We start from the raw sequence: 25,752 nt of genomic DNA, 5'->3' as shown, positions 1-25,752 counted from the left end.
GATGCGGGTTGCGGTGATGACGGCGGGTTCAGCGCGCCGTCATAACCGCCCGCATGAAGCCCGGCTCGACGAAGATCACGCTGCCGTCCGGCAGGCCGAGAATCCGGTTGACGGCGAGACCCAGAAATTCGAAGCGCCGCTCCAGCGCTTCGATCGCCGCTTCCTCCTCCGCGGTACCCGAGACCGCGATAGCGCGCGCCCAGGCATCATGGGCGCTGGCGCCCAGATGCAGGATCGTCTCGGCCGCATCCTCCGGCTCCGACACGGCGAACACGCCCTCGGCTGCCCCCTCCGCAATGATGCCGGCGAGTACCGGCAGTAACACCGCGATCGAGGCGGCGTTGACCCGTTGGTAGAGCACGATGTTCTCCGGGCGGAAGACGACGTCGAACGCTGCCCGCAGCTTCGGCGTATCCTCGAGATTGGTCTGGCGCGAGCGGGCGAGGAAGCTGTTCAGACGGGCGAGGGCGCCAAGGGCGGGGTCGTCGAGCACGTCGCGGACCCGGGCGACCGCCTCGTGAGCCAGACGGACGGCGAGCGCCTCCAGCAGCTCCTCTTTCGAGGCGAAGTGGTGGTAGAAGCCGCCCTTCGAAATGCCCGCCTTCGCGATGACGTCATTGATCGTCGTGCGCTCATAGCCCTGCTCGAAGAACAGCGCCTGCGCGCAGTCGAGTAGCTCGCTTCTGCGATCCTCCGGATGTTTGACGATGCGCGGCATAGAGCTCCGATCTCGCATTTTCTTGACGACCGACCGTCGGTCTGTAAAATGACCGACGGTCGGTCTGATATAAGATAGGTCTGAGACAGGGCCCGATGCAACGGCGATGCGGCATCGACGGACCTGTCTGGAAGCACGATTTCGTCAGGCTGAGGTCGATGCCCGCGAGGAGTATGCCGTGAAGATCGTTCGCAGCCTCGTCGTGCTCGTCGCGCTGTCAGGGGCGGGCGCGGCCTTCTGGTCCTATAGCAGGCCCGCGGCTGTCGCGACCGTGACCGCCAAGCGCGGCGACGCCGCCGATATCGTCTACGCGACAGGCGTGGTCGAGCCTCGCAACTGGGCCAAGGTTACGCCGCTCGTGCGCGAGCGCATCGTCGAGCGCTGCGATTGCGAGGGCCGCCGGGTCGAGAAGGGCGAGATTCTGGCGAGGCTGGACAGCGTCCTCGCCGAGACCGCCCTTGCCGAACTCAAGGCGCGCCACAAGCTGGCCGCCGCCGAGCATGAGCGCCAGGCCGTTCTGGTCGAGCGCAATGTCATGAGCCAGCAGGCGCTGGACCGGGTCCGCAGCGAGGTCGGGCAGGCCGCCGCGCTGGTTGCCGGCCAGACCGCCCGGCTGGAGAACTACATCCTGCGGGCGCCGATGAGCGGCACTGTCCTGCGCCGCGATGGCGAAGTCGGCGAGATCGCCGAACCCGGTACGGTGCTGTTCTGGATCGGCGAGGCGAAGCCTCTGCGGATCGTCGCCGAGGTGAACGAGGAGGATATCCCGCAGGTCAGGCCGGGCCAGCGCGCCCTGATCCGCGCCGACGCGTTTCCCGGACGGACGCTGGAGGCGACCGTCGACAGCATCACGCCCAAGGGCGACCCGGTCGCCAAGAATTACCGCGTCTATCTCGCCTTGCCTGACGACACGCCGCTGCTGATAGGCATGACCGCCGAACTCAACATCATCGTGCGCGTCGCGCGCAACGCGCTGCTGCTGCCGGTCAACGCGGTCCAGGGCAATGCCGTCGTTCTCGCCGAGGGCGATGTCGCGCGGCGTCGCGAGCTCGCGATCGGCATTCGCGGCACCGGCGAGGTCGAGGTCCTGTCGGGCTTGCCCGAAGGCGCGCGCGTCATCGCGCCCTATCCGGACAAGCTCGGCGACGGTAGCCGCATCCGGCTGCGGGATGGCTGAGCCATGCGGCTGATCCTGACACTTGCGCTGACGCATATCCTGGGGCGGGGCCGGCAGACGCTGGTCGCCGTGCTCGGCGTCGCGCTCGGCGTCGGCTTCTCGATCGCCATGGCCTCGCTGATGCAGGGCGGCGAGGACGACTTCGTCGCCAAGCTCGTCGACACCATGCCGCATGTCGACATTACCGACGAGCGCCGCGCGGCGCGCCGGCAGCCGGCAGAGGACGCGTTCGCGACGCTTCACATCGCCGGTTTGCGGCCGAGGGACGATCGGCGCGGCATCCTGAATCCGACCGAAGCGACCGCGATGCTGCGCGCCTGGGTGCCCGGCAAGATGGCGCTCAGCCTGAAGACGCAGGGCGTGGTGCGCTATGCCGGGCGTGATGTCGGCATCAGCATCATCGGCGTGGAACCGCTGGCCGAGATGCAGATATCCTCGCTGACCAAGGATTTTCGCGAGGGCAGCTTCGCCTCGCTGATCGCGGGCGGCAACAACATCGTCGTCGGTAGCCGGCTGGCCCAGCGTCTCGGCGCCGGGCTGGGCACGACGGTCACGGTCGTCTCGGCGACCGGTCAGAGCCGCGCCTTCAAGATCGTCGGCCTGTTCCACACCGGCACGACCGCCCGCGACGAGGGCGAGGGCTATGTGCTGCTCAAGAACGCCCAGATCCTGAGCGAGCGGCCGAACGCGATCAACGAGATCAGGCTGAAGCTCGACGATCCGAACGCTGCGCCGCAGGTGGCGCGACGGGCCGAGGCGCAGGTCGGCTACAAGGCCGCGGCGTGGCAGGAGGCGAACGAATCTCTGCTCGAGGCTTTGGTGATCCGAAACGTCATCATGTACACCGTTGTCGGAGCCATCCTCCTCGTCGCCGGCTTCGGCATCTTCAACATCATCTCGACGATCACCCATGAGAAGGCGCGCGACATCGCCATTCTCAAATCGCTGGGGTTCACAGAGGCCGATATGCGCCGGCTTTTCCTGCTGGAAGGGCTGGCGCTGGGGGCCTGCGGCTCGCTGATCGGCTGGGCCGTCGGCTTCGGACTCTGCTTTGCGCTCTCGCTCGTACGCTTCGAGTTGTCGGGCGCGGCGGTCGCGCAGGAGATCACGCGCCTGCCTCTGGCCTGGAGCATCTGGCACTATCTGATCGCCGCCGGCTTCGCGCTGACCTCGGCCGGCATCGCCGGCTACCTGCCGGCCCGGCAGGCGGCGCGGCTCAACCCGGTCGACATCATCCGGGGGGCGACATGAGTTCGCTCGTCGAGACCAAGGGGCTGACCCGCATCCTGCCTGCCGCTGTGCCGGTGACCCTGGTCCAGGATGTGACGCTGTCGATCGGCGAGGGCGAGTTCGTCGCGATCACCGGCCCGTCCGGTTCCGGCAAATCCTCGCTGCTTTACCTGCTCGGTCTGCTGGACCGGCCGAGCGCCGGCGGGCTGCGCATCGGCGGGCGCGACACGGCCGACCTGAGCGAGCGCGAGCGGGCGCAGATCAGGCTGGCGACGCTCGGCTTCGTCTTCCAGTTCCACTTCCTGCTGCCGGAGTTCACCGTGCGCGAGAATGTCGAGATCCCGATGCGGCGGCTCGGCCGCCTCGGTGCAGGCGCGATGCGCGAGCGCTCGACGCAACTGCTCGAGGCACTCGGTCTCGCCGGCCATCTCGACAAGCGGCCCGACCAGCTCTCCGGAGGCCAGCGCCAGCGTGTCGCGGTTGCCCGGTCGCTCGCGAACGATCCGCCGCTCGTGCTGGCGGACGAGCCCACCGGCAGCCTTGACAGTCGGAACTCCGAGCAGGTCTTCGCGATCCTCGATGCTCTGGTGCGCGAGCGCGGCAAGACGGTGATCGCCGTGACCCACGACACCGAGATGGCCGCGAGGGCGACCCGGCGCATCCATCTCGTCGACGGCCGGCTGGCCGAGAGCTGAGGCGCGCTGCGCCGCTCAGTCTTCCGCCGCAGGCTCGCTTTTGCGGCGGAAGCCCGTCGCTAGCACGTAGAGTTCGGAGGAATCCGCCCGACTCGCCGCCGGCTTGAGATTGCGCACGCTGCTGAAGTCGCGCTTCAGCTGGCCGAGCAGTTCGGCGCTGTCGCCGCCCTGGAACAGCTTGGCGAGGAAGAACCCGCCCGGCGCCAGCACGTCGTTGGCGAATTCGAGTGCGGCCTCCGCCAGCGCGATGATCTTGAGGTGGTCGGTCTTCTTGTGGCCGGTGGTGTTGGCCGCCATGTCCGACATCACGCCATCGGCCTTGCCGCCGAGCTTCTCGGTGAGGATGGCCGGGGCTTCCTCCGCCATGAAGTCGAGCTGGATCAGCTCGACGCCCGGGATCGGGTCGACGGCCAGCAGGTCGATGCCGACGATCCGGCCCTTGCCCTTGTCGAGGCCGATCTTCGCAGATGCGACCTGGCACCAGCCGCCCGGCGCGCAGCCGAGATCGATCAGCTTCTGGCCGGGCTTCAGGAATTTGAAGCGCTCGTCCATCTCGGCGAGCTTGAAGGCGGCCCGCGAGCGATAGCCCATCTCGCGGGCGCGCTTCACATAGGGGTCGTTGAGCTGGCGTTCGAGCCAGAGCTGCGAGGAATGGCTGCGCTTGGCCGGCTTCTTGACCTTGACGCGCAGGTCGCGGGCGCCACCGCTCGGTTTTGACGGGTTCATGGCTTCGACTTAGCTCATTGCCGGCGTCGCCACCAAGCCCGGTCTTCATGCATCATGCGCAGGAGGATGCCTTCGCGCAGGCCGCGATCGGCGATGCGCACCATCGGGCTCGGGAAGGCGCGCCGGATCGCCTCGAAGATGGCACAGCCCGCCAGCACGAGATCGGCGCGGTCGCGGCCGATGCAGGCATTGGCCTGTCTTTGCGCGTAGTCCATCGCGACAAGCTCATCGATCACGCTCAGCACGTCCGCTTCGCGCATCCAGAGCCCATCGACCTGGCGCCGGTCATAGCGCGGCAGGCGCAGATGGATGCCGGCGACGGTGGTGACGGTGCCAGAGGTGCCGAGCAGGTGGAAGCCGGGTGCCTGGCGCGCCGCTGCCGCCTTGTCGGCGAAGGGTTTCAGCGCGGCGCTGCAATCGGTGACCATGCGCTCGAACAGGTCGCGCCCGACCTCGACGCCGCCATAGCGCTCGGCAACCGAGACCACGCCGATCGGCAGCGAGGCCCATTCGCGGATTCGGGAGGCCGGATCGCGGCCGGATTCGCGTCCGCCGAGCCAGACGATCTCGGTCGAGCCGCCGCCGATGTCGAAGACGATGACCGCATTCGCTTCCGGTGCTGCCAGGGCGGCACAGCCGGTGACCGCGAGCGAGGCCTCAGTACGCTGGTCGACGATCTCCAGCTCGAGTTCCGCCTCGCGGCCGACACGCTGCACGAAATCGACCCCGTTGGCCGCGGATCGACAGGCCTCGGTGGTGATCAGCCGGGCGCGGGTGACGCCGCGATGGTCCATCTTGCTCTTGCAGATCTTCAGCGCCTCGACGGCGCGTTCCATCGCGCCCTCGCAGAGCCGGCCGCTCGCCGAAAGCCCTTCGCCCAGCCGGACGATTCGCGAGAAGGCGTCGACGACGCGAAAGCCGTGCTGGGCCGGTCGCGCGATCAGCAGCCGGCAATTATTGGTGCCGAGGTCGAGGGCTGCATAGGTCGCGGAACTGCGGCGCTGGAACGCCGGAGTGGCGAATCCACCGGGTGTGGTCGCGGCGCGATCCGTCGTCGCAGCGACCGCTGCCACGGCGGGTCGGTCCGATTCCTGGCGGTCCTCGACCGTCACTTTGCAATCCTTCGCCGGTCAGGCCGTCGCGGCAGCCTGCCGGGAGCCCGGCACGAGGCCGGAACGTTTCCATTCTCGGGCAGCGTAACAACAGCGCCTCGCGCCTGCCAAGCAGAACCTGCGAAAGCAAAGCATTGTAGGCGGGGAAGCTGCCGGCTTGCCTGGAAGCCGGCTTGGCGGCAAAGCTCCCGCAGCGCCGGGCATCAGCATCGCGGCGGGAATAGCTAGGGAGAGACGGTATGGCGGCGCGGCGCATGATCCTGGCGATCGACCAGGGCACCACTTCATCGCGTGCCATTCTCTTCGACGATCACCTTCACCCCGTCTCCAATGCCCAGCAGGAGTTCGCACAGCACTTTCCCGCCTCCGGCTGGGTCGAGCACGAGCCGGAGGATCTTTGGGAGAGTACGCTCGCCGTCTGCCGCCAGGCCCTCGCCAAGGCGCAGGTGAGCGCGGCCGAGGTCGCGGCCATCGGCATCACCAACCAGCGCGAGACCACGCTCGTCTGGGACCGGCGCACCGGCGAGGCTATCCACCGGGCCATCGTCTGGCAGGACCGGCGGACCTCGGAGCGCTGCGCCGCGCTGGAGGCGCAAGGCCATGGCGATCTCGTTGCCGCCCGCACCGGCCTGCGGCTCGACCCCTATTTCTCCGGCAGCAAGATCGCCTGGATTCTCGACAATGTCCCCGGCGCACGCGAACGGGCGGACCGCGGCGAGCTTGCCTTCGGCACGGTCGATTCCTTCCTGCTCTGGCGGCTGACCGGTGGGCGCGTCCACGCCACCGACGCCACCAATGCCTCGCGCACCATGCTGTTCGACATCCACAAGGGATGCTGGGACGCGGACTTGCTCACCCTGCTCGATATCCCCGCCTCGCTGCTGCCCGAGGTCCGCGATTGCGCCACCCTCTTCGGCGAGAGCGAGCCCGAGCTGTTCGGCGGCGCGATCCCGATTCGCGGCATCGCTGGTGACCAGCAGGCCGCCACCGTCGGCCAGGCCTGCTTCTCGCCGGGCATGCTGAAATCGACCTATGGCACCGGCTGCTTCGCCCTGCTCAACACCGGCAGCAAGGCGGTCGCCTCGAAGAATCGGCTCTTGACCACCATCGCCTATCAGCTCGGCGGCGAGCGCTGCTATGCGCTGGAAGGGTCGATCTTCATCGCCGGCGCGGCCGTGCAATGGCTCAGGGACGGCCTCGGGATCATCGAGCGGGCCTCGCAAAGCGGGCAGCTCGCGGCCAATGCCGACCCCGGCCAGCATGTCTATCTCGTTCCGGCCTTCACCGGGCTCGGCGCGCCGCATTGGGACGCCAATGCGCGCGGCGCGATGTTCGGCCTGACCCGAAACACCGGCCCGCGCGAATTCGCCCGCGCCGCCCTCGATTCGGTCTGTTTCCAGACCCTCGACCTGCTCGAGGCGATGCGCGCCGACTGGCCGGAAGCCGAGGGCGCCGGCACGGTGCTGCGCGTCGATGGCGGCATGGTCGCCTCCGACTGGACGATGCAGCGTCTCGCCGACATCCTCGCGGCCTCGGTCGACCGGCCGGAGGTTCTCGAGACCACGGCGCTGGGCGCCGCCTATCTCGCCGGGCTCGACGCCGGCCTGCTGCCGGAGCCGGCGCAGTTCGGCGATCGCTGGCGGCTGGAGCGGCGCTTCTCGCCCGAGCTGGCCGAGACTGCACGCCGCTCGGCCGTCGCCGGCTGGCGCGATGCGGTGCGCCGGACGCTGAGCGCCAGCTGATTCTTGCCGCTCGGCATGAGGCGGCCATCGCCGCTGCTCGGCCGCGCGGAACCCGGGTCGATGCGCCACAGTTCAGGGCCGGGCAGGGGGCTTTGCGCGCAGTCTCGCGCGATCTCCCGCAACCAGGCGCGTAAGCCGCCTGGACGCGCTTCCTCTCGGTTGCGCAAGGCCGCAGGCGAGCGCTTCGAAGCAGGCTCGGGGGAGGCGCCCCGCACATCGGCTTCTCTTGCGCGCGCCCGTTGCACACCCTTCGGCAGGCAGCGGCGAGCCCTGCCGAGCAGGCGCTGTGGATCGCCTTCCGCAACCCCCGGTGCCGGAACCCCGCTGCCTGGCGCTGTCAGTCACCGCCGTTTCTCACCGTTTGACGTGGGGCTTGTCCGTCCCTGTCACGTGACTTGTCGAAATCTGTCACACAAGGCTTGCAACCGGCGCCGAGGTTGTTTAGACCCGCGCCATCCGACGCGACGCACAGCGCGCCCGTTGGGGGATCGTCTAACGGTAGGACCCCAGACTCTGACTCTGGTTGTCTAGGTTCGAATCCTAGTCCCCCAGCCATTCTTTTGGCTGTCGTTTCTAACTAACTGAAATTGCTAGCAGACCTGCCCCCGATGCTTTGCCTTCGAAGCACAGGCATGGCTTGCCTTATGCGTCAGTCGTAGCTCGTCCATTGCTGATTCCAGCCGCGGCAGGCTGAGAGGAGAGCGGAGTTCCCGCCTCGCCCGACGGAGATGAAGGTAGCCCGCGCCTCCTTCGGAGTCGTCATGCCAAAGGCCCTGCGCGCCGCCTGGGCTGATTATCAGGAAATCTCCAGCAAGGCCCAGTCCAAGCGGCCGTAGGCGGTCGTGACTGGCGAAGCGCGCTTCACGCTTGGGAGCGCGCGCGCCGACGGCTGGGCTGCCGGTGCAAGGACTGCGGCGGGCCTGTGAGGGGACGCGTTCAGGGGGCTCTGGCGCCCGTCTCCATCTGCCCAATGGTCAGGTTGTTCTCAAGGAATGGCTGCCTCCCTGGTTGATTTGAATCAACCCATGGCTTGCCTCGCTATCGTAACCAATGCTGACGATCAGCGCATAGCTGCGCTCAATCTCGGATCACTCAAGCATCATGCTTGTTGTTTTGTCGTGATGGGGATGATTATTATTCTGCACTGGTACGAGATTAGTTTTCGCCTCATCACAAAGTAGAGAGGTATTACAGATTGTTGAGTGTTGATTTGCTGGGTTGGGTGCTGGCATCGGTTCCCATCGTGCTCCTCATTGTCCTCATGGTCGGCCTTGGTTGGACGGCACAACAGGCGGGCACCACTGGCATCTTCATCGCGGCCGCGGTTGCCGCTTTCTCCTTCGAGACGCCGGCTCGGACCCTGGCGGTGGCCTCGGCCAAGGGCATCTGGGATGCGATCCCGATCCTCTACGTCATCTGGCCGGCACTGCTGCTCTACCAGATCATGAACCAGTCCGGCGGCTACGACGCACTGCGCCATGGCATCGCCCGGATGTCCCGCAACGAGCTGTTCATCATCGTCGCGCTCGGCTGGGTCTTCACCTCGTTCCTGCAGGGCATTGACGGCTTCGGCACGCCGATCGCCGTGGTCGCCCCGCTGCTCGTCGCCTTCGGCATGAAGCCGGTCTATGCGGTCGCGATCCCGATCATCGCGCATATCTGGGCGAAGTTCTACGGCACGCTCGGCGTTGGCTGGCTCGCGACCCTGCAGGTCGTCGATCTCGACGCGGCGACCGTGTTCTCGACCGGCGTCCAGGCGGCCCTGTTGATCGTCATCCAGGCCGTGCTCGGCGGCTTCGCCGTCGTCTGGCTTTATGGCCGTTGGCCGGCCGTGCGCGCCGGCTGGCCGCTGGTCCTGATCATCGCCGCCATCCAGGGCTTCGGCCAGGTCGCCACGGTCTGGATCGACCCGGTGCTGGCCGCGTTCCTGCCGGCGACGGTCGCGCTGCTCGCGCTCTACCCGCTGTCGCGCTGGTCGCGCTACAGCCGGCCGGTCGAGGGCATTACCGAACGTCCGGCCATGCGCGAGGACGCGCATCTGGACGATCGCGGTGCCGAGCCGCCCATGGGCACCCTGACGGCGCTCGCCCCCTATGGCCTGCTGACCCTGCTGGCCACGGGCACCTCGCTGATCGAGCCGCTGCGCCAGTTCCTCGATGGGCCGGCTGTCGGCTGGGCCTTCCCGGCCGTGGCCACCGGGCTCGGCGTCACCACGGCGGCGACGGAGCAGTATTCCGGCCTGCGCTTCCTCAGCCATCCGGGCGCGACCATCCTGCTGACGGCGCTGATCGTCTGGATGATCTTTGCGGGCAAGGGCTACTTCGCGCAGTGGGCGCAGCGGACCGGCAAGGCGCAGCCCGGTGTCGTCTGGGGCCTGATCGCCAGCGCCGTGCCGGCCTCGGTGCCGATCCTCGCCTTCCTGACCATGGCCTCGATCATGAAGCATTCGGGCCAGAACACGATGCTGGCGCTCGGCATCGCCGAAGTCGCTCCGGCCTATGTCTTCGCCTTCCTGGCGAACGGCATCGGCGTGCTCGGCGCCTTCATCACCTCCAGCAGCACGTCGTCCCAGGTGCTGTTCTCGGAGCTGCAGGTCACGCTGGCGCGCGCCAAGGGCCTGCCGGAAGCGACGATCCTGGCCGCGCAGAGCGCCGGCGGCGCCATCGGCAATGCCATCGCCCCGGCCAATGTGGTGATGGGCGCCAGCACCACCGGCATCAACGGGCAGGAGGGCGCGATCCTTCGCAAGACGATCCCCTGGACCATCCTGGCCTTCGTCGTAACCGGCGTCGCCACGGTCGTCCTGGTCCTCGTGACCCAGTGAACGGAGACAACCGATGATCAAGCGAATCCTGCAGAATCGCCTGTCGTATCTCAGCGTTTCGTTCCTGCTGTTTCTCGCGGCGCTGCCGCTGATCAGCATCGGAACGACCAATGACTGGCGCCTGGTTTCGACCGCCGGAATGGTCGCTCTCAGCATCGCGGCGGTGATCCCTCCGCTGCAGCGCCTCCTCTTCCCGCCGAAGCCCAACTGACGACGCGGCTTCGTCCACGAAAAGCGAAGAAAGGACATCATGATAAACGCGAACGGGCTGAGGACCGGCCGACCGGCAATCCACGCGGCGAGGGGAATGGTGAGCTCGCCTCACTACCTCGCCTCCGCCTCCGGCCAGGACGCGCTGCGCCGTGGCGGCAGCGCGGTCGACGCGGCGATCGCCATCAATGCGACGCTCTGCGTGGTCTATCCCCATATGGCCGGCCTTGGCGGCGACGCCTTCTGGCTGATCGCCGGCGGCAGCGCCAAGGGCGTCGAAGCGATCGAGGCGAGCGGCCCCGCAGCGCGTCTTGCGACGCGTGACTTCTACCGGGGCAGGGGCCATGCCGAGCAGATCCCGATGCGCGGCCCGCTTGCGGCGCTGACTGCGCCCGGCGCCGTCGATGGCTGGCGTCTCGCGCATGAGCGTCATGGCAAGCTGCCGTGGAAGGACCTGTTCGCCGATGCGATCGCCTATGCCCGCGACGGCATGGCGATCTCCCGCTCGCTTGCCGACTGGCTGGTGACGGACGAGGCCATCCTCAACAACGACAAGGATATGGCGCGCATCTTCCTGCCGAAGGGCAGGCCGCAGCGCGACGGCGAGACGCTGGTCCAGGCCGACCTCGCCAGGACTTTCGCCTTCCTCGCCGAGCATGGTCCGCGCGAGGGCTTCTACGAGGGGCCGATCGCGCAGGAGATGGCGAGGTCGCTCGAGGCGCAGGGCTCGCCGCTGCGGCTCGATGACCTCACCGGCTATCGGGCACGCTGGGCCCAGCCGATTTCGACCGGCTATCGTGGCTACGAGGTGTTCCAGCTGCCGCCCTCGACGCAGGGCTTTGCGGCCTTGCAGATCCTCAACCTGCTCGAGGGCTATGACGTAAAGAGCTGGGGCAACGACACGGCGGCCTATTACCACCACCTCGTCGAGGCCATCAAAGTCGCCTTCGCGGATCGCGACGAGTGGCTGAGCGACCCCGCCCATGTCGACATCCCGCTCGAACGGCTCCTCTCCAAGGACTACGCTGATCAGCGCAGGAAGCTGATCGATCCCGTTGCCGCCCGTCCCTTCGATGCGATCGAGCCGGGTATCAGCTTCGGCAGCGCGGCCAAGCGGCAGGCCCCGTCGGGCGACACCGTCTACTTCTGCGCGGCCGATTCCGACGGGCTCGTGGTCTCGAACATCCAGTCGATCTATCACGACTTCGGCGCGGCGGTGGTGGCCGGCGACACCGGCATCGTCATGCAGAACCGGGGCTCGTTCTTCTCGCTCGATGCTTCCCATCCCAACAGCCTCGAACCGGGCAAGCGCACCTTCCACACCATCATTCCGGCGATGTTGATGAAGGACGGCAGGCCGGCGCTGGCCTATGGCACCATGGGCGGCGAGGGACAGCCGCAGACCCAGGCGGCGCTGCTCACCCGGATCATCGACTTCGGCTTCAACGTGCAGCAGGCGATCGAGGCGCCGCGCTGGCTGATGGGGCGGACTTGGGGGACGGCGTCGCGCGATCTCGCGCTGGAGGCCCGCATGCCGGACGAGGTGAAGCGCGAGCTGCGCCTGCGTGGGCACCCGGTGAAGATCGTGGACGGTTGGGACGGCACCTTGGGTCATGCCCAGGCGATCCGCATCGACCACGAAAACGGAACCTATGAAGGCGGCGCCGATCCGCGCGGCGATGGCATCGCGCTCGGCTTCTAGGACCGCGCGCCGAAAAGCGGGGCCCGTTCTCCGCAGAGAGCCGATGCTCTGACAAGAAGCTGGATCGCCCGCGTCCGACTGGAGGGGCGGCGATCCAGCCCTGGGCCTCGACAGGGCGCCAATGGCGCGATCGCGTTCCGCGCGGCCTCCGCCGGCTGTAACCGTTACAGGCCCCAGTCTCGCTTCCCGCTTGTGACGATCCGTCAGACATTGCAGGCTGTTCCCATCGGGCATGCGGGCCTTCGTGCGATCCGCGCGGGCTGCGTGATTCGGGTCAAGAGAGCGAGGCAGGTGAACCATGAGGCGAGGCCAAGGGCTATTGGCGGTGTTGCTGCTTGCCGGCGCCGCGACGGCATCCGAGGAAGCGTCGGCCCAGGCTTCGCCGGAGCGCCTGCAGGGCGCCTGGGCGACCAATGCCGCGACCTGCGATCAGGTCTTCACCAAGCGCAGCGGCAGGCTGGTCTTCAACAAGAACTCGGCCGAGGGTTGGTCGGGCTTCATCGCGACGGGCAAGCATATCCGTAGCCCCAATGCGAGCTGCGATGTGATCTCGTCGAAGCAGAAGGGCGACGTGCTGACCTTCCTGCTTGGCTGCGAGAGCGAGATCATCTTCGAGAATGTGAGCGTCTCGGTCCGCTTCAAGCCCGATGGCGGCCTCGTCCGTTTCGATCCGGAGTTTCCCGAGGTCGAGACGCCTTATCACCGCTGCGACGGGTGACATGAGGGGCGCCGAGCCGGCCTGAGGTGCCATCGGGTTTCCTGGCAGGCTGCCGAAACAGGAGGGATCCGGGATGCGAGCCAGCTTGAGAGCCAGATTGTCGGGAACGGTCGCGCTGGTTGCGGTCATCGGCCTCGTCCTGCCGCCGACAGCCGGCTTTGCGCAGAGCGCGCGTCCTGCAGCAGCGCCAGGTGCCGCCGCGACCCCGAGCCCGGTCGCAGACGAAGCCGAGATCGGCTGGCCGCGCGTCGTGCCCGATGGCGAGCGCGACATCACCGTCTATCAGCCGCAGATCGAGCGCTGGCAGGACGGCACGCTGGAGGCCCGGGCCGCTGTTTCGGTGGAGCGCCCGGGTGCGGCGTCGCCGACGTTGGGCGTGGTCTGGCTGAAGGCCCACACCGACGTCGACCGCGAGAACGATCTGGTGACCCTCGGCAATATCGAGGTTGTCCGGGCGAGTTTCCCCTCCGATGCAGCCAACGCCGAGGCCTATGCCGCAGCCTTGCGCCAGCACGCCGGCGGCGGCCTGCGAACCCTCTCGCTGTCGCGCCTGCAGGCTAGCCTCGCCGTGTCCGAGGCCGAGACCGGGGTGAAAGAGGTCGCGGTCAGGAACGACCCGCCGAAGATCATCTACAGCGAGAACCCGGCCATGCTGGTCCTGGTCGACGGCAAGCCGCAATTGCGCCAGATGACCGGCAGCAAATTGCTGCGCGTGATCAATACGCCGGCGCTTATGCTCTTCGACGAGGCGGGCGCGAGCTATTATCTGCGCGCGCTCGGGCGTTGGTGGACGGCGAAGGCGCCGGAGGCCAGCTGGAGTGTCGCGAGCCAGCCGCCGGCGAGCCTCGCGGCGGCGCTGAAGGCTGCGGGCTCGCGCGCCAATCTGATGGACGAGGCGCCGCCCGACATCGCCGAGGCCGTCGCGGCGGGCGCGACCCCGGCGCTGCATGTCAGCCTCGAACCGGCCGAGCTGATCCAGACGGTCGGGCATCCCGAATACGCGCCGATTCCCGGCACGCAGCTGCTCTACGTCAAGAACACGGGGAGCCAGGTCGCCGTCGATGTCGCCAGCCAGGAGAATTACCTCCTGGTCTCCGGCAGGTGGTTCCGCGGCAAGTCGCTGCAGAACGGGCCGTGGGAGTTCGTCGCCAGCGACAAGCTCCCGGCCGATTTCGCCAAGATTCCCGAAAGCCATCCCAAGGGCGAGGTGCTCGCTTCGGTGAGCGGAACCGTCCAGGCGCAGGAATCGCTGATCGACAACCAGATCCCGCAGACGGCGGCCGTCGATCGCAAGAAGGCCAAGGCCACCGTGCATTATGACGGCAAGCCGGAGCTCAAGCCGATTCCGGGGGCCGGGCTCGACTATGTCGTCAATGCTTCGCTGCCGGTCATCAAGGCTGGCGAGGCCTATTATGTCGTCGAGAACGGGGTCTGGTTCACCTCGGCCAGTCTTTCCGGCCCCTGGCTGGTCGCGACCGAGGTGCCGGCTGCGATCTATGCGATCCCGGCAGACTCGCCGCTGCATTACGTGACCTATGCCAAGGTTTACCGGGCGACGCCCGACACTGTCTATGTCGGCTATACGCCGGGCTATTTCGGCACCGTCGTCGCGCCCGGCGGCGTCGTGGTCTACGGCACCGGCTATGCCTATCCGGCCTGGATCGGCTCGGCCTGGTACCCGGCGCCATTGACCTATGGCTATGGCTCAGCCTTCGGCTGGGGCGCCGTCACCGGTTTCACCCTGGGCGCCGTTGCCGGGGCGGCCTGGGCCGGCGGGGCCTGGGCAGGGCCCGGCTGGGGCTGGGGCGGTTGGGGCTGGCATGGTGGCGGCAATGTCGTCGTCAACAATTTCAACTTCAACCAGGCCAACATCTATAATCGCTGGACCAACAACTCCGTGCATTCACGGATCGATGACCGCATCGGCAATCGTACCGACGGTCGGATCGGCAACCGGGTCGATGGCCGCGCCGGCAATCGCCTCGAGAACCGTGCCGGCGAGCGCGGCAATCTCGCCGGTGGGGCTCGCACGCGCGAGGCGGCGTCGAACCTGCGGCAGAACCATCCGCGCGCCAACGATCTTTATGCCGGTCGAAATGGCGAGGTCATGCGCCGCGGCGCCGACGGTTGGCAGAGGCACGAGAACGGCCGTTGGCAGAATGCCGGCGGCGGCGATTTCAGGCATTTCGACCGCGAGCAGGCGGCCCGTTTCCGCGGCGAGGGCCTGGAGCACTTCCGTGGCGGCGGCGGTTTCGGCGGTGGAGGCTTCGCCGGCGGCGGCTTTCGCGGCGGTGGCTTCCACGGTGGAGGGGGCTTCGGAGGCGGCTTCCATGGCGGGGGATTCCATGGAGGAGGTTTCCACGGCGGCGGTTTCCGGCGCTAGCGGCGCCGGACCCTTGCCTGGTCCCGCCGGATCTAGTGCTTGACGATTTTTGGCTCGGGCGCGGCCTTGGGCGATGGCGCAGGCCCGAGCGGGAAGGCGACGCTCACCATCACGCCTGTACCCTGCGCGCGGTTTTCGACACTGACTTCGCGCATGATTCTCAGGCGGGTGGAGACCGGCGTTCCCGCAACATCGATATTGTAGCCGATCGTTCCGCCGACCGCCGTGACACGGCCCTTATAGGGACCGAGCGAGGCGCCGGCGCCGCCATCGCCGCTGACCTGCTGGTAGTGCGAGGCGATGACGCCGATCGAGAATTCCTTGGTCAGATACTGGGTGATCGCCAGATCCGCATGGAAGGCGTTGCCGCTCCGGTAATCGGTAGCCTGGTTCGTGCCGTTGATCTCGAAGCCGACGGTCGTCGAGATGTCGAGGCCGATCTTGGGATCGAGCCAGGTCGCGGAGGCGTAGACGTCGCCAATCCAGCGATTGAATGCGACGTTGGAGAGTTGGCCATCCTGATAGGCGCCCGCGGGAATGCTGACGGCACCGCCGACCTGCCAGTGAAAGTTGCCGGCATGCCAGCCGACGAAGCTGGTCACCACCGGGTCGCCGATGTTGAAGGTGGCGTCGCGCAAGCTAAGGCCTAAGGCACGACCGAAGCGCGGTGCCGCGACCAAGGCGCCAGCGCTTACTCTCGGGGTTCCGAACGGGATCGCGATCGCGAAGCCGAGGTTGCCGCCGAAGATCTCGAACGGGGTCACCCAGGTCGGGGTGGCGAAGTTGATCCTCGCTTCGACTTCGACATTGGAGAGAACGGCGCCGCCGAACTGGGTCTGTGTGCGGGCCGAAAGACGGCCGGAATAGGAGTAGAAGTCATTCTCGAAGTAGAAGCCCGGTGGCGGAACGATGCCGGCGCCGGGCCCGTGAAATCCGGGCACGTAGAGGCTCGCCCCACCTTCGGTAGCGGCCAGCGGGGTGTGAAGCAGGTTGCCCAGAAGGCAGGCAGATGTGCCAAGCAGAGCGGCCCTGAGTCGCTTCATAATCGGCCTCCCATGCGCCGTGGCGAAGCCTGAGGTGCTTTGGCCGTAACCGTCAAGCCGAGGGCGCAAGCGGGCCGGGTTTGAAAGCCAGATCGCAGTGCAACTGTTACGGCTGCACCCGAAGGCGCTTCACCGATATGCTCCCCCTCTACGCCTCACGAAATGGTGAACGCGTGGCTATGGAACAGGCGCAAAGACGCGGGCTTGCACGCCTCATGCTTCGCTGGCCGAACAGGCGCACGGAGCTACGTGAGAAATTTGCCCGCGATCAGCGTCTCGTGGAACTTTGCGAGGCCTATGAGGCCGCCTGCGAAGCCGCCGCCTACTGGGCGAAATCAGCGGCGGCGGTCGGCAAGCAGCGGGCAGAGGAATACAACGCGCTCGCATCCGCGACAGAGCAAGATATTCTGGAGAGGATTTCCTAACTTCCTCGCTTCCGGCAGCGAGCTCATGCGCGTGGTGCGGGTTGCCAATCGCGCCATCGTTGCGCCATTGTTACACGGATCGGCGAAGGTGATTTTTCAGTCCAGGCTTTGGAGGCGGAGCAATGGACGAAAGTGTTTCGGCCCACGGCGCTGAGCCGCCGACTAGTGAGATATTTGAATCGCTCCAAACTCTACTGGCGAACGATTCTTTGCGATTGTCCGAGCGCAACCGGCGATTTCTGTCATTCGTCGTAACGCAGACCATCGAAGGTCGCTCCGAACGGATCAAGGCGTATTCGATTGGTGTTGACGTGTTCGGCCGGGATGACAGTTTCGATCCGACGGTCGATCCTATCGTCCGCATCGAAGCGACGCGGCTGCGCTCGGCTCTGACGGCCTATTACGAGGGCGCCGGGGCAGGGGATCGTATCAGGATCGCCATGCCGCGCGGGGGGTATGTGCCGAGCTTCGCCTGGGCGCCCGACGTCGCGGATAGCGTGGTCGCAGCCAAGGCTGCGACAGCGGATGAGGTCAACGCCGCGCCGGCGGCCACCGTGGTGATCCACGACCATTCCGGTCATGCCGATCCCGAGGCCGAATTGCGTGGCGAACTCTTCACCGACGCGCTGCTCGTGCTGCTGCGCAAGGCGCGTTTTAAGACACTCGTCGTGCCGCCCGCCGAGAGGGCGGCCGCCTCGGGCTCGATCCAGGCCCTGTTCGAGAAGCCCGGCGAGTCCTACCTGCTCGACATCGCGGTGCGTCCGCTGGCCGAGCGCCGCCGCTATTCCTGGCGCTTCAGCGATCTGCGCAACGGCGAGGTTCTGGCTTCGGACTTTCGCGATTACTTCGCCAGGGCAGTGGCGGGTTTCGAGTTGATCGATGAACTGGCCCAGGACGCGGCGAGATCGATCACGGCAGTCCTTGCGGTTCGGTGACGTCGGCCGCCCCCAAGCAAGGCTGATACAGTTACACGCTTATGCCGGGCCCACCCCCATGCGAGCCTCTCGCGGCGCGTGCCCAGGTTTGCGGTCTTGAAGACGCCCAGCGCCTGGCGCCGATCCGGAACCGGGAGTGTCTCATGGGACGCCAGAAATTTCTCGCCGCAGTGGGGCTCGTGGTTGGGTTAGGACTGTCGGCGATGCCGGCGCAAGCCCAGCCGGCGCCGAGCCAGAACACCGCCAGACCGAACATCCTGGTGATCTTCGGCGACGACATTGGCCAGTCGAACATCAGCGCCTATTCGCACGGTCTCATGGGCTACCGCACGCCCAATATCGACCGGATCGCCAAGGAAGGCATGATGTTCACCGACTATTATGCGGAGAACAGCTGTACGGCCGGCCGCTCGACCTTCATCACCGGCCAGGCCTGCCTGCGCACCGGTCTTTGCAAGGTCGGCATCCCCGGCGCGACGGTCGGTCTGCAGGATCGCGACGTCACAATCGCCCAGGCACTGAAGCCTCTCGGCTATGCCACGGGGCAGTTCGGCAAGAACCATCTCGGCGATCGCGACGAATATCTGCCGACCCGGCACGGCTTCGACGAGTTCTTCGGCAATCTCTATCACCTCAACGCCGAGGAGGAGCCGGAGCGGATCTACTACCCGAAGAACGATACCGCCTTCGTCAAGTCGAACTCGCCGCGAGGCGTGCTGAAGACTTCGGCCGACGGCAAGATCGAAGATACCGGGCCGCTGACGCGCAAGCGGATGGAAACGATCGACGACGAGACGACGGCCGGCGCGATCGATTTCATGCAGCGCCAGGTCCGGGCCAACAAGCCGTTCTTCACCTGGATGAACACGACGCGCATGCATGTGTTCACCCATATCCGCGAGGCCAACAAGGGCATCAGCGGTATGCCCGGCAATGACTACGCCGACGGCATGATCGAGCATGACGGCGATGTCGGCAAGCTCTTGAAGGCAATCGACGATCTCGGTGTCGCCAACAACACCATCGTCATCTACACGACCGACAACGGCCCGAACCAGTGGTCCTGGCCAGACGCCGCTACCACCCAGTTCCGCAGCGAGAAGGACACCAACTGGGAGGGCGCCTTCCGCGTCCCGGCGATGATCCGCTGGCCGGGCAAGGTCAAGGCGGGGGAGGTCTCGAACGAGATGATCTCGGGGCTCGACTGGTTCCCGACCCTGGTCGCGGCGGCCGGCGATGCCGAGATCAAGGACAAGCTGGCCAAGGGCACGCCGCTCGACGGCAAGCAGGCCAAGGTCCATCTCGATGGCTACAACCAGCTGCCGTATATCACCGGCCAGCAGCCGAAATCCGCGCGCAACGAGTTCCACTATTTCAACGACGACGGCGAGCTCGTCGCCTATCGCTACAATGACTGGAAGATCGTCTTCTGCGAGCAGCGCGCGCCGGGTGGCTTCGTCGTCTGGGCCAATCCGTTCACCTGCCTGCGGGCGCCCAAGGTCTTCAACCTGCGCATGGACCCGATGGAGCGGGCGGATGTCGTTTCCGACCAGTATTACGACTGGCTCGCCAAGAACGCCTATCTGATCCAGTACGGCGTCTGGAAGGTCGCGCCGTTCCTGCAGACCTTCAAGGAGTACCCGCCGAGCCAGCGGCCTGCGAGCTTCAGCGTCGACCAGATGGTCGATGCGCTGATGCGCAACCTCGACCAGGCCGCCAGCAGGGCGACGAAGTAGTCGCGTAGATCGAGCCGGCGCGCGCCTCGGCGGCGCCGGCATGGGCGGATGGCAGCGTCACGATCCGCGTCCGGCAGTCTCCCGGGTGAAGTACCGGGAGGCGAACTGGCGCGCGTAACCTGACTTCGAGGAGACGTTCGATGACGATCAGGCCGGTAATCAACGCTTTCGCCATCATGCTTGCTGCGACGGGGGCGGCTCGCGCCCAGTCCGCCGGCGGAGCCGCCGCGCCGGTCGGCGTCGACAACTTCGTCCGCGCCGAATCCGACCTCTACATGAGCAACTTGAACAAGGACGGCAGCCTCGGGAAATTCCTGCATCGCCGTGAGCCGGCTTCGATCGATGACCAGACGGTCATCCGGCTCAACCGCGATACCCTCTATTCGTCGGCCGTGTTCGATCTCGATGCCGGCTCGGTGACGATTTCGCTGCCCGACGCGGGCAAGCGTTTCATGTCGATGCAGGTGATCAATCAGGATCACTATGTGCCGGCCGTCTACTACGGAGCCGGCAGCCATACCCTGACCCGGTCCGGGGTCGGTACGCGCTACGCCGTCGTTGGCATTCGTACCCTCGTCGATCCCAAGGACCCGAAGGACCTGCAGCAGGTCCACGCCCTGCAGGACGCGATCAAGGTCAGCCAGAAGAGCCCTGGCAAGTTCGAGGTGCCGAACTGGGATCACGCCAGTCAGAAGAAGGTCCGCGACGCGCTGCTCGTTCTCGGCTCGACGATTCCGGATTTCAAGAAGGCGTTTGGCACCAAGAAGGAGGTGGACCCGATCCGGCATCTGATCGGAACCGCGCTGGGCTGGGGCGGCAATCCGGACAAGGATGCGGTCTATCTCAACGTCACGCCGCCCGGGAATGACGGAAAGACCGTCTACAAGCTCGTCGTCAAGGATGTGCCGGTGAACGGCTTCTGGTCGGTCAGCCTCTACAATGCCGAGGGCTACTACCAGAAGAACCCGTACGACGCCTACGCGCTCAACAACCTCACCGCTGCGAAGAGCCCTGACGGCTCGATCGCCATCCAGTTCGGCGGCTGCGACGGCAAGATCGCCAATTGCCTGCCGATCATGCCCGGCTGGAACTACACCGTGCGGCTCTATCGCCCGAAGGCCGAGATCCTGAACGGCAAATGGAATTTCCCGCGGCCGCAGCCGGTTTCGTGAGCCGCGGCTCGACAGGGTGTGTTTCAGAAGGAGAGGTGGATGTTGAACCGACGAGCCTTCTGCACAGCCCTTCTGATCGCGGGACTATTGGGCTGGGGCGGCGGCGTTCTCGCCCAGAGCGACCCGCTGCCGTCCTGGAACGACGGCAAGGCCAAGCAGGCGATCCTCGATTTCGTCGGCAAGGTGACGCGCGAGGGCGGTCCGGACTTCGTCAAACCGGCCGAGCGCATCGCCACCTTCGACAATGACGGCACGCTCTGGGCCGAGCAACCGGCTTACTTCCAGCTGCTTTTCGCCTTTGACGAGATCAAGCGGCAGGTGGCGGAGAAGCCCGAGTTGAAGGGAAAGGAGCCTTATCGTTCCGTGCTGGCGCGCGACCTCAAGGCACTGGCGGCCGAAGGAAACAAGGGTCTGCTTCAGGTCGTGGCCCTGACCCATTCCGGCATGACCACCGAGGCGTTCGAGGCTTCGGTCGCCAACTGGCTGGCCACGGCGCGGCATCCCACCAAGCAGCGCCCCTACACCGAGATGGTCTATCAGCCGCAGCTCGAACTGCTCGCCTATCTCCGCGCCAATGGCTTCAAGACCTTCATCGTCTCAGGAGGCGGCGTCGAGTTCATGCGGGTCTTTGCCGAGAAGGTCTATGGCATCCCGCCCGAACAGGTCGTCGGCTCGTCGGGCGTGGTCAAATTCCGCATGGATGCGGCTGGAAAGCCTCAGCTGTTCAAGGAAGGCAAGGTCGAATTTATCGATGACGGGCCGGGTAAGCCGGTCGGCATCAACCGCTTCATCGGCCGGCGCCCGATCCTCGCCTTCGGCAATTCCGACGGAGATCTCCAGATGCTGCAATACACGGCCGGCGGCAGCGGTCCGCGGCTGGCGCTGATCGTCCATCATACCGACGCCGAGCGCGAATGGTCCTATGATCGCAAATCCCAGATCGGCAAGCTCGACAAGGCGCTCGACGAGGCCGCGGCCAAGGGCTGGACGGTCATCGATATGAAGCAGGACTGGAAGACAGTATTTCCGGAAAGCCGCTAGGGCAGGGACCAAAAATGCTCGACAAGCCGGTTCTCACCAATGGCATGCGGCGCGTCGAAGGCGGCACCTTCCGCATGGGCTCCGACGTCCACTATGCCGAGGAGGCGCCGAGCCACCAGGTCAGCGTCGACGGGTTCTGGATCGATGAGACGCCGGTTACCAACGCCCAGTTCCGGGCCTTCGTCGAGGCGACCGGGCATGTGACCTTTGCCGAGATCGCGCCGGACCCAAAGGATTACCCTGGCGCCTTGCCGCATATGCTGCGGGCGGGATCGCTGATGTTCAACCCGCCGACGCATCCCGTCGACCTGCGCGACTGGTCGCAATGGTGGACCTTCAAGTTCGGCGCGACCTGGCGCAAGCCCTATGGCGCGGGCTCCTCGATCAAGGGGCTCGACCATCACCCAGTCGTCCACGTCGCCTATCGCGATGCCGAGGCCTATGCCGCCTGGGTCGGAAAATCGCTGCCGACCGAAGCAGAATGGGAGTTCGCTGCCTGGGGCGGACGCGAAGGTAGCGAATTCGTCTGGGGCGACGAGCTCGTCCCCGATGGCCGCCACATGGCCAACACCTGGCAAGGCAGCTTCCCGCACGAAAACACCAAGGACGATGGCTGGGCACGGACCTCGCCCGTCCGCAGCTACCCGCCCAACGGCTACGGGCTCTACGACATGATCGGCAATGTCTGGGAATGGACCTCCGACTTCTGGTCGGTGCGCCATCAGGCCGATGCGCCGAAGGCCTGCTGCGTGCCGCAGAACCCGCGCGGCGGGCCCGAGGCCGACAGCTACGACCCGCGCCAGCCGGAGATCCTTATCCCGCGCAAGGTTCTGAAAGGCGGCTCGCACCTCTGCGCGCCGAGCTATTGCCGCCGCTACCGCCCCGCCGCCCGGCACGCCGAGCCCGTCGACACATCGACAAGTCATGTCGGCTTCCGCTGCGTCGTGAGGAAGGAAACCTAACTAGTCCAGCCCCGTACGCCTAAGGAGGATGTTCGATGACAGCAGACCCGAACAAAACCGACCAGACTGCGACTGCAAGGGACGACATCGACCTCAATCGCCGCCGGATCCTGTTGTCGGGAACGGCCTTCGTGGCCGCCGCCGCGGCCGGCACCCAGGCCCAGGCGCAGCAGCCGGCTGCGACGCCGCAGGCGAGCAGCGGCTCAGGCCGGCCGCCGAATATCCTCGTTATCTGGGGCGACGATATCGGCACCTGGAACATCAGCCACAATAATCGCGGCATGATGGGCTACATGACGCCGAACATCGACCGGATCGCCCGGGAAGGTATCGCTTTCACCGACTATTACGGTCAGCAGAGCTGCACCGCGGGCCGTGCGGCCTTCATCGGCGGGAATGTCCCGGTGCGGACCGGCATGACCAAGGTCGGTCTGCCGGGCGCCAAGGAGGGCTGGCAGAAGACCGACGTCACGATGGCGACGGTTATGAAGTCACGCGGCTACGCCACGGGTCAGTTCGGCAAGAACCACCAGGGCGACCGTGACGAGCACCTGCCGACCCAGCATGGCTTCGACGAGTTCCTCGGCAACCTCTACCATCTGAATGCCGAGGAGGAGCCGGAAAACCCCGACTATCCGAAGGATCCCGAATTCCGCAAAAAGTTCGGCCCGCGCGGCGTGATCAAGGCCTCGGCCGATGGCAAAATCGAGGATACCGGGCCGCTGACCAAGAAGCGGATGGAGACGATCGACGAGGAGACGCTGGCTGCCGCGAAGGATTTCATCCAGCGCCAGGTCCGCGCCAACAAGCCGTTCTTCACCTGGTGGAATGCGACCCGGATGCATTTCCGCACCCACATCAAGCCGGCGAGCAAAGGCAAGTCCGGACAGGACGACTATTCGGATGGCATGGTCGAACATGACGGCATGGTCGGGGAGTTGCTCAAGCTCATCGACGATCTCGGCATCGCCAACGATACGATCGTGATGTATTCGACGGACAACGGCCCGCACTACAACACTTGGCCGGATGCTGCGACCACACCCTTCCGCAGCGAGAAGAACTCGAACTGGGAAGGCGCCTATCGCGTGCCGGCCTTCGTTCGCTGGCCGGGAAAGTTCCCGGCAGGTACGACGCTGAACGGCATCGTCGCTCATGAGGACTGGCTGCCGACCTTCGCGGCCGCAGCCGGCGCGCCGGACATCGCGGAACAGCTTCTCAAGGGCGTCACGCTCAACGGCCGGCCCTACAAGAATTACATCGATGGCTACAACCAGCTCGACTATCTCACCGGCAAGACCAAGGAGTCGCCGCGCAAGGAGTTCTGGTACGTCAATGACGACAGCCAGGTCGTGGCGGCCCGCTATGAGGACTGGAAGGTCGTGTTCCTGGAGAACCGCGGACAGGCCTTCGGCGTCTGGCGCGAGCCCTTCACCGAACTGCGCGTGCCCTTGCTGTTCCATCTCCGCCGCGACCCGTTCGAGAAGGCGCAGCACAATGCCAACGTCTACAATGACTGGTTCCTGGAGCGCGTCTTCGTCATTGTTCCGATCCAGGCGCTTGCGGCGAAGTTCCTGCAAACGATGAAGGACTATCCGCCGAGCCAGACGCCCGGCTCCTTCAACCTGACCAAGATCGAGGAACAGCTGCGTTCCGTTCGCTGAGCTGACCAACGCGGCCCCTTGCTCTCGCGGCGAAGGGGCCGCATCCTCACAGCGCCGCATGGCCAGGGTTTGTCTTTAAATTGTCGAGGATCGGATGAAATACGCGCTGAAGTCCTTCCGCCTGCCGGCTGCCCTTTTGTGTTGCTTGCCCCTGGTCGCTTGCACCACGACCGCCGAGCAGGCGCCGCCGGTCTTGGCGCCAGCGCCTTCGCCTGCCTCTGTCCAACCGCCGCAGCGCAGCTATCTCGACCCCGGCCCCAACCCGGCGCGTACCGGCGGGCCGGCCTATGTCCGGGCCAATCAGAACAGTTCGACGCGGCAGACCGACTTCTTCGGGAACGACCTGCTCCCACAGAACCCATGACGCCGATGCACGTCGAGCGGTCCGGCTGCGGCCGCTCGACGTACTGCCGAGCCGTGGGCCGGCTCATGCTCGCCGCGCTTGGGCGAGCAGGCGAGGGGGTGCGCGAACTGGGGCTGTAACGGTTACAGCAGTGACTTGCCCGGCTCGCTCGGCAGAATCTTCCGATGCTGGCCGAAGGGAACGGGCGATGGACGGAACCGGACCGAGCGTACGCAGTGCCGTCGGGGACCTCCAGAGCCGGATCAACCGGGACATCATCGGCCAGGAGCGCGTCGTCGAACGCATCGTCGTCGCGCTGCTCGCCAATGGCAACGTCCTGCTCGAGGGCCTGCCCGGCCTCGCCAAGACCCGCGCGATCAAGAGCCTGTCGAAGAATCTCGAATCGGACTTCAGCCGCATCCAGTTCACGCCGGATCTGCTGCCCTCCGACGTGACCGGCGGCGAGATCCTGCGCCCCGACGGCACCTTCGAATTCCGCAAGGGGCCGATTTTCGGCAATCTCGTCCTCGCCGACGAGATCAACCGCGCTCCGCCCAAGGTCCAGTCCGCCCTGCTCGAGGCGATGGAGGAGCGTCACGTCACCGTCGCCGGCAAGCGCTATGAATTGCCGCCGCTCTTCATGGTGCTCGCGACCCAGAACCCGATCGAGCAGGAAGGCACATATCCGCTGCCGGAAGCGCAGATGGACCGCTTCCTGATGCATATCCGCATCGACTACCCGACCGATGCCGACGAGGTGAAGGTGATGCGGTTGGTCCGCAGCGAGAGCGCCGCGCACGCAGCCGAAGCCGAGCCCGCCAAGATCCCGCAGCAAGTGATCTTCGACGCACGCGCCGAGATCGACCGCGTCGTGACGAAGGACGTCGTCGAGAACTACATGGTCGCGCTGATCGCCGCGACGCGCCGTCCTGCCGAGTTCGGCGACAAGCTGAAGAATTGGATCGCGGTCGGGGCCAGCCCGCGCGGCTCGCTGGCGCTCGATCGCTGTTCGCGCACCTATGCCTGGCTGCAGGGCCGCGATTTCGTCACGCCGGAGGATGTTCAGGCCGTGGTGCATGACTGCCTACGGCACCGGGTCTCGCTGTCCTATGAGGCCGGAGCGGACGGCATGAACGCGGACACGGTTCTCGACGAGGTGGTCAGGCAGGTCGCGGTCGCAGTGTAGGGCGGGAA

The 25,752-nt window shown here is 66.2% G+C and carries 21 protein-coding genes and 1 tRNA gene; 18 read left to right on the top strand and 4 right to left on the bottom strand.

Features of this window, described 5'->3' with window-relative positions; translation table 11 throughout:
* Positions 1-28: 28 nt before the first annotated feature.
* The gene (locus RKE40_RS08970) at positions 29-718 is read right to left on the bottom strand and encodes a TetR/AcrR family transcriptional regulator (protein ID WP_316017889.1); all 690 of its coding nucleotides are present in this window, start codon (positions 716-718) and stop codon (positions 29-31) included.
* Between the two features lie 178 nt (positions 719-896).
* Between RKE40_RS08970 and RKE40_RS08965 the strand changes: the two genes are divergently transcribed.
* The 3 genes from RKE40_RS08965 to RKE40_RS08955 are packed head-to-tail and all read left to right on the top strand — an operon-like array spanning position 897 to position 3,820.
* Entirely contained in the window at positions 897-1,895 is a 999-nt protein-coding gene (locus tag RKE40_RS08965; protein WP_316017888.1) for an efflux RND transporter periplasmic adaptor subunit, read from the top strand.
* A 3-nt stretch (positions 1,896-1,898) separates the two neighbouring features.
* Complete coding sequence (locus RKE40_RS08960) at positions 1,899-3,146, top strand: ABC transporter permease (protein WP_316017887.1); 1,248 nt, start codon at positions 1,899-1,901, stop codon at positions 3,144-3,146.
* Complete coding sequence (locus RKE40_RS08955) at positions 3,143-3,820, top strand: ABC transporter ATP-binding protein (RefSeq protein ID WP_316017886.1); 678 nt, start codon at positions 3,143-3,145, stop codon at positions 3,818-3,820. The genes RKE40_RS08960 and RKE40_RS08955 overlap by 4 nt, the downstream gene beginning before the upstream one ends.
* Positions 3,821-3,835: 15 nt before the next feature.
* Here RKE40_RS08955 and RKE40_RS08950 read toward each other — a convergent pair whose 3' ends face one another.
* Complete coding sequence (locus RKE40_RS08950; RefSeq protein WP_316017885.1) at positions 3,836-4,546, bottom strand: RlmE family RNA methyltransferase; 711 nt, start codon at positions 4,544-4,546, stop codon at positions 3,836-3,838.
* Between the two features lie 14 nt (positions 4,547-4,560).
* Positions 4,561-5,619: a Ppx/GppA phosphatase family protein gene (locus RKE40_RS08945; protein WP_390893300.1), complete on the bottom strand. Its 1,059-nt coding sequence runs from the start codon at positions 5,617-5,619 to the stop codon at positions 4,561-4,563.
* Positions 5,620-5,897: 278 nt separating this feature from the next.
* On the opposite strand from RKE40_RS08945, the gene glpK reads away from it, so the two are divergent.
* The 7 genes from glpK (at position 5,898) to RKE40_RS08910 (ending at position 15,237) form a co-directional block, all read left to right on the top strand.
* Positions 5,898-7,400, top strand: coding sequence for a glycerol kinase GlpK (gene glpK / locus RKE40_RS08940; protein WP_316017883.1), 1,503 nt, complete (start codon positions 5,898-5,900; stop codon positions 7,398-7,400).
* 481 nt (positions 7,401-7,881) lie between these two features.
* Positions 7,882-7,955 (top strand) — tRNA-Gln (locus RKE40_RS08935).
* Between the two features lie 667 nt (positions 7,956-8,622).
* The gene (locus RKE40_RS08930; RefSeq protein WP_316017983.1) at positions 8,623-10,224 is read left to right on the top strand and encodes an L-lactate permease; all 1,602 of its coding nucleotides are present in this window, start codon (positions 8,623-8,625) and stop codon (positions 10,222-10,224) included.
* A 13-nt stretch (positions 10,225-10,237) separates the two neighbouring features.
* Complete coding sequence (locus tag RKE40_RS08925; RefSeq protein WP_316017882.1) at positions 10,238-10,435, top strand: hypothetical protein; 198 nt, start codon at positions 10,238-10,240, stop codon at positions 10,433-10,435.
* A gap of 96 nt (positions 10,436-10,531) precedes the next feature.
* Positions 10,532-12,136, top strand: coding sequence for a gamma-glutamyltransferase (gene ggt / locus RKE40_RS08920; RefSeq protein WP_316017881.1), 1,605 nt, complete (start codon positions 10,532-10,534; stop codon positions 12,134-12,136).
* A gap of 298 nt (positions 12,137-12,434) precedes the next feature.
* On the top strand, positions 12,435-12,854 hold the full coding sequence (locus RKE40_RS08915) for a hypothetical protein (RefSeq protein ID WP_316017880.1): 420 nt from the start codon (positions 12,435-12,437) through the stop codon (positions 12,852-12,854).
* Between the two features lie 97 nt (positions 12,855-12,951).
* Complete coding sequence (locus RKE40_RS08910) at positions 12,952-15,237, top strand: hypothetical protein (protein WP_316017879.1); 2,286 nt, start codon at positions 12,952-12,954, stop codon at positions 15,235-15,237.
* A gap of 32 nt (positions 15,238-15,269) precedes the next feature.
* On the opposite strand, the gene RKE40_RS08905 is transcribed toward RKE40_RS08910, so the two are convergent.
* On the bottom strand, positions 15,270-16,280 hold the full coding sequence (locus RKE40_RS08905) for a SphA family protein (protein ID WP_316017878.1): 1,011 nt from the start codon (positions 16,278-16,280) through the stop codon (positions 15,270-15,272).
* A 137-nt stretch (positions 16,281-16,417) separates the two neighbouring features.
* Here RKE40_RS08905 and RKE40_RS08900 point away from each other — a divergent pair, with 137 nt between their 5' ends.
* The 8 genes from RKE40_RS08900 to RKE40_RS08865 all read left to right on the top strand — a co-directional run bounded on the left by RKE40_RS08900 (position 16,418) and on the right by RKE40_RS08865 (position 25,744).
* Entirely contained in the window at positions 16,418-16,705 is a 288-nt protein-coding gene (locus RKE40_RS08900; RefSeq protein WP_316017877.1) for a hypothetical protein, read from the top strand.
* 122 nt (positions 16,706-16,827) lie between these two features.
* The gene (locus RKE40_RS08895; RefSeq protein WP_316017876.1) at positions 16,828-17,640 is read left to right on the top strand and encodes a hypothetical protein; all 813 of its coding nucleotides are present in this window, start codon (positions 16,828-16,830) and stop codon (positions 17,638-17,640) included.
* Positions 17,641-17,783: 143 nt separating this feature from the next.
* On the top strand, positions 17,784-19,376 hold the full coding sequence (locus RKE40_RS08890) for an arylsulfatase (RefSeq protein WP_390893294.1): 1,593 nt from the start codon (positions 17,784-17,786) through the stop codon (positions 19,374-19,376).
* A 140-nt stretch (positions 19,377-19,516) separates the two neighbouring features.
* Positions 19,517-20,548, top strand: a complete 1,032-nt coding sequence (locus RKE40_RS08885) for a DUF1254 domain-containing protein (RefSeq protein ID WP_316017875.1) — start codon at positions 19,517-19,519, stop codon at positions 20,546-20,548.
* Positions 20,549-20,587: 39 nt separating this feature from the next.
* The gene (locus RKE40_RS08880; RefSeq protein ID WP_316017874.1) at positions 20,588-21,589 is read left to right on the top strand and encodes an HAD family hydrolase; all 1,002 of its coding nucleotides are present in this window, start codon (positions 20,588-20,590) and stop codon (positions 21,587-21,589) included.
* 14 nt (positions 21,590-21,603) lie between these two features.
* Positions 21,604-22,551: a formylglycine-generating enzyme family protein gene (locus tag RKE40_RS08875; RefSeq protein WP_316017873.1), complete on the top strand. Its 948-nt coding sequence runs from the start codon at positions 21,604-21,606 to the stop codon at positions 22,549-22,551.
* A 35-nt stretch (positions 22,552-22,586) separates the two neighbouring features.
* Positions 22,587-24,215 (top strand): arylsulfatase, encoded by a 1,629-nt coding sequence (locus RKE40_RS08870; RefSeq protein WP_316017872.1) that lies wholly within the window; start codon positions 22,587-22,589, stop codon positions 24,213-24,215.
* 551 nt (positions 24,216-24,766) lie between these two features.
* Positions 24,767-25,744, top strand: a complete 978-nt coding sequence (locus tag RKE40_RS08865) for an AAA family ATPase (RefSeq protein ID WP_316017871.1) — start codon at positions 24,767-24,769, stop codon at positions 25,742-25,744.
* The last annotated feature ends 8 nt before the right edge of the window (positions 25,745-25,752 follow it).

The sequence above is a fragment of the Allobosea rubneri genome (genome assembly GCF_032464875.1).
GTDB classification, from domain to species: domain Bacteria; phylum Pseudomonadota; class Alphaproteobacteria; order Rhizobiales; family Beijerinckiaceae; genus Allobosea; species Allobosea rubneri.
This window is presented reverse-complemented; position numbering and strand designations above follow the sequence as displayed.